Annotated in this window: 4 protein-coding genes; 2 read left to right on the top strand and 2 right to left on the bottom strand. The window is 43.2% G+C overall.

Going from position 1 to position 4,618, the window contains the following annotated elements:
• Both JZU62_RS09515 and pgeF read left to right on the top strand, forming a co-directional pair.
• Window positions 1–1,147: TonB-dependent receptor (locus tag JZU62_RS09515; protein ID WP_295014208.1), on the top strand; the 1,147-nt coding region annotated here is incomplete at its 5' end.
• 11 nt (window positions 1,148–1,158) lie between these two features.
• Window positions 1,159–1,908: a peptidoglycan editing factor PgeF gene (pgeF, locus tag JZU62_RS09510; protein WP_295014206.1), complete on the top strand. Its 750-nt coding sequence runs from the start codon at window positions 1,159–1,161 to the stop codon at window positions 1,906–1,908.
• Here pgeF and dxs read toward each other — a convergent pair.
• Both dxs and fliH read right to left on the bottom strand, forming a co-directional pair.
• A complete protein-coding gene (gene dxs / locus JZU62_RS09505) occupies window positions 1,895–3,712 on the bottom strand; it encodes a 1-deoxy-D-xylulose-5-phosphate synthase (protein ID WP_295014204.1) in 1,818 nt (605 codons plus the stop codon). The genes pgeF and dxs overlap by 14 nt on opposite strands.
• Window positions 3,713–3,742: 30 nt before the next feature.
• Entirely contained in the window at window positions 3,743–4,519 is a 777-nt protein-coding gene (gene fliH / locus JZU62_RS09500; RefSeq protein WP_295014202.1) for a flagellar assembly protein FliH, read from the bottom strand.
• Window positions 4,520–4,618: the final 99 nt, after the last annotated feature.

The following is a 4,618-nucleotide window of genomic DNA, read 5'->3' as shown; positions in this document are numbered from 1 at the left end:
AGATGGTTTCTATTTTACCGAAAAATTAAAAGAGCAAAATTTTGAAGTAGAATCTATTTTCACTCTTCCAAAAATTGGATCAAACGAGATTATAGCCGGCGTTGGAGCACGGTATGTAAGAATACCGAAAGATGACTATTTTAATAGTATTGAAAATGCTATTTCTGAAAATATAACTACGATTGGTAATCAGCCATTTAGGTACGATGCACTACATGAACCTGCATTCTGGGCTAATCCGACCACTAGTTTTATCAAAGCCAATCGAACCAGAACCATTACATACGGATACCTTCAGGATTTAATCTCACTCAATTCGGATGTAGATCTCATTCTTGGTGGACGAATCGATAACTACTCCGACATAGGAACCAAATGGAGCCAAAGAGCCGCCATCGTCTATCGAGCAGACGATCAGACGATCTTTAAACTCCTTTACGGCTCAGCCTTTCGTGCACCTTCGTTCACAGAAGCGTATGCTAATGGACACATTAACTATCGTGCCGGAGTCAAAGATATTAAACCGGAAGAAACCGACACTTTTGAAGCGGTCGCACTATACTCACCCAACTTTAATAATAAATTTTCGCTAAATCTTTTCTACTCGCAGCTTACCAATGTCATTGACTTGGAAGAGTTCTCTTCTACTATTCCGGGATACCAAAATTATGCCGACCGAACGAGTAAAGGGATAGAGTTTGAATACAACTTCAAGTCAAATCCTGAACATGACTTTTATTTCAATGCCTCATACATTAAGACTGATTATGCAACACCTCCGGAAGAGGATTACCCCCTTTCTATGAACCAATCCATGCCCGATATTTCAAAAGTTATGTTCAAAGCAATGTATATTTACAGACCATTCAATCAACTCTCTTTCGGGACGACATGGCAATATTATTCACGAACGACACAATCACAAATAGGATGGATACAAGATGACGGGACCGATACAACCGTCCATCCTCAGCATATCTTCGATGAGACACTCACCTATAAACTTTCACCTTCAAGTGAGATACGAGCAACCCTCAAAAATCTCTTCAATCAAGAGGTTAAAGAAGCGAGTTATTACTACAATACCTCTGGAGGGATACAAAGAGAAGGTAGAAATTTCTATTTAAGCTACACCCAAAAATTCTAAATGCTGCTCTTATGAAACCCGTCTTTCCCTCTATTTTATCCACTTTCACTGATATTACGGCTGCCTTTACCTCACGGTACGGCGGTATCTCCAAAGTCCCCTATGCCAGTGCCAATCTCGCGTTTCATGTCGGAGACAATCCCGAAGACGTTATCCAAAATCACGATCTTCTTGCGGATAACCTCGGATATAATCGGAACCGACTTATCCATATGCGACAAATCCATTCGGATACAATTTTTCTAGTCGATGATAACCTAACATTCGATACTCCCCCCGAATGTGATGCCCTAATCACCAATATTTCTGACACTCCGCTTATGGTGATGAGCGCCGATTGTACCGGTATATTGATTTATGATCCGATCCAAAAAGCGATTGGCGCGGTTCATGCAGGACGTGCAGGAGCACTGAATAGCATCCTCCCCAAAACAATAGAAGCAATGAGTCAATCATTTGGAACGCATAAGGAGGATCTTCGTATCGTGCTAGGTCCCTCCATCGGCGGATGCTGTTATGAAGTCAATAAACAAATCGCCGTAGAGTGTGACATAAACGGCTATTCTAGTGCCTTACGCCGAGTGGATGAAAAAGTATTTTTGGATGTCAATACGATACTTTTGGAGCAGTTAAAACGCTTAGAAATAAAAAATGTAGAAGTGATAGAACACTGTACTTCATGCCGATGCGATGAGTATTTTTCGTACCGTGCGGAAGCTCAGCGTACCGGACGCCTCGCTGGGGTAATTATCCTGCGATAACCCGAGCGGCTAATTGTTCTGGAAGAAGCCCTAATGAGTCTTCGACAAGTGTGGTATTGCCGTGTTTGATAAATTCATCATCATATTCGAAACTCACTACCGATACATCGGTGATTTTCTCTTCCGATAACCACTCCAGTAACGCACTACCAACCCCGCCCATGCGAGACGAATCACTAAAAACATACCATTGTTTATGATTATGTGCCATTTCACACAATATCTGGGTATCCAGAGGCTTCACAAAACGTAAATCCAACAGTGAGGGTTTATCCTCCATCAAAGCCATCGTTTGCGCTGCACGCCCTACTCCGTTGCCGTATCCGATAAAGAGTTTATTGGAATTATTTGAGATTAAAAGTTGCGATTTTCCCGTTTCATAAGGGATAGATTCAGGTAATTCAATATCAATAAATGAACCTCGCGGATAGCGAATAGCGCAAGGGTGGTCATAAGTGGAAGCAAACTCAATAATCTGATGAAACGAGAGTTCATCTCGCGGTGCACAAAGAGTCATATTTGGAATCAGACGTAAAAAACTGATATCAAATACCCCTTGATGGGTCTCTCCGTCTTCTCCCACGATTCCGGCACGATCGAGGGCAAATACCACGGGAAGATCCATCAAACATACATCGTGAATAACCTGATCAAATCCCCGTTGTAAAAAGGTAGAATAGATGGTGCAAAACGGTTTAAACCCCTCTTTGGCTAATGAGCCCATCGATGTCACAGCATGTTGTTCGGCAATCGCAACATCCCAAAAACGATTCGGATATTTCTCCATTAATGCAGATAACCCTGTTCCACTCGGCATTGCGGCAGTTACCCCGACAATGTTTGGATTTTTATCCGCTTGGAGCATCAGCGCATCGGCATAAATCTGCGTCGCACTTTTAAGAACACTTTTACTATTTGCCGTACCACTTTTAAGATCAAACGGGGAAACACCATGCCATTTTTCATGTTTCCCCTCGGCAATCTCATATCCTTTCCCTTTGATCGTTTGGATATGAACGAGTACCGGTTTTCCCATCCCTTTCGCGATCTCGAACGTCTCGATAAGTGATTTTAGATCATGCCCGTCGATAGGACCGATGTACTCGATTCCCATCTCTTCAAACAATATCCCCGGGGTAATGAGTTTAAACGACTCTTCAAACCGCTTCGCCAGATAATGGGCTCCCTCACCGAAATTATCAACAAACTGCTCGGTTTTTCGTTTGAATCGCTGATAGAACGGGCTTGCCATAGCAGAACTAAGCATTCGGCTAATCGCTCCGATCGGTTTAGCGATGCTCATCTCATTGTCATTGAGGATAATAATCATCGGATATTTGCGGTCTCCCAACTCATTCATAGCTTCGTATGCCATCCCTGCCGACATTGCCCCATCACCGATCACCACGACGGGGATACGGCTCTCTTGCTCATTTTTGAGGGCAATCGCTTTTGCCGCACCAACACCAAGTGAAATAGAGGTCGAACTGTGTCCCGCCACAAAATAATCACACGAAGATTCAGAGGGCTTGGTATAGCCGCTCAATCCATTAAACTGACGGAGGGTTGAAAACGCTTCCCACCGATCACTAAGGAGTTTATGAGCGTACGATTGATGCGAAACGTCAAAGATAAATGGATCTTTGGTCGCATCAAACACTTTGTGCATCGCTACAATAATCTCGGTAGCCCCCAACGTAGAGCTCAAATGCCCGCCGTTAGTACTTACCACCTCTAAAATACGGTCTCGTATCTTTTGAGATAGCTCTTCTAGCTCTGACACAGTAAAATTTTTAATATCCATTGTAATGCACTGTCCTAAAATAATTCTATTTTACGATTCAAGCAACAAAGAACGTTTAAGTCTCTCATAACGCTTTTTGATCTCTGAATCGATATTTCCCGCATCACTGATCGCGACGACCCCTCCGGCACTTATTGCACGGTCAGAGAGTACCTCTACGTGTGAGAGTGATCCCACTTTTTCGGAAATAAATCCATGATCGGCCGGATTGACCCGCAGGGTAATTTTCGAAGCGTCTTTGAGCTCTTCGATCAAATCATTCGAGAGCTTTGCCGCTATTTTTGAGCTATGTTCCGCCGTTTCAATCCCGATAACCTCTTTCGCAATATCGAGCGCTGTGTGGGTGAGCTCCTTTTGGATCGAACCCAATGCGATAACAAACTCTGCTGCGGCATTCTCTAACGTTTTAACGGACTGGGCAAGCTGATCGTGTGAGTTGGCACTTTTCCCTTCATTTTGAGTTTTTTCTTGGGCTACACCCGCTTCAACACCCTCAGAAAATGAAACTTTTTTTGCCTCTTCGAGTACAATTGAGTGCTCTTCTTGAAGTGATTCAAGACGCATTTGCATTTTAATGACGTTCGAACTCATCTCATCCGCTTTTTTCATCAACGATTCGATAAGCTCATCTTTAGACGATTTGGTCTCTTCTTTACGCCGTTCCGGTACAGGTTCTGAATGATCCATATTATTGATTTCATGGGTTGCTTCGCCGACACTCAAACCTGAGAGTGATGAGAGAATTTTAAATTGGTATTTACTAATAGTATGTGAACCGGTAGAGTTGTGCTGAATTACCACGTCCATCTAGTCTACTCCACCATTTCTTCAGATTCACCTAGCTGTAATACACCCTGCTCAGCAAGCGCTTGAACCGCATCCACGATTTTACGTTGAGCCGCTTCA

Origin of the sequence: Sulfuricurvum sp. (assembly GCF_019163035.1) — a bacterium.
Classification (GTDB): Bacteria; Campylobacterota; Campylobacteria; order Campylobacterales; family Sulfurimonadaceae; genus Sulfuricurvum.
This window is presented reverse-complemented; position numbering and strand designations above follow the sequence as displayed.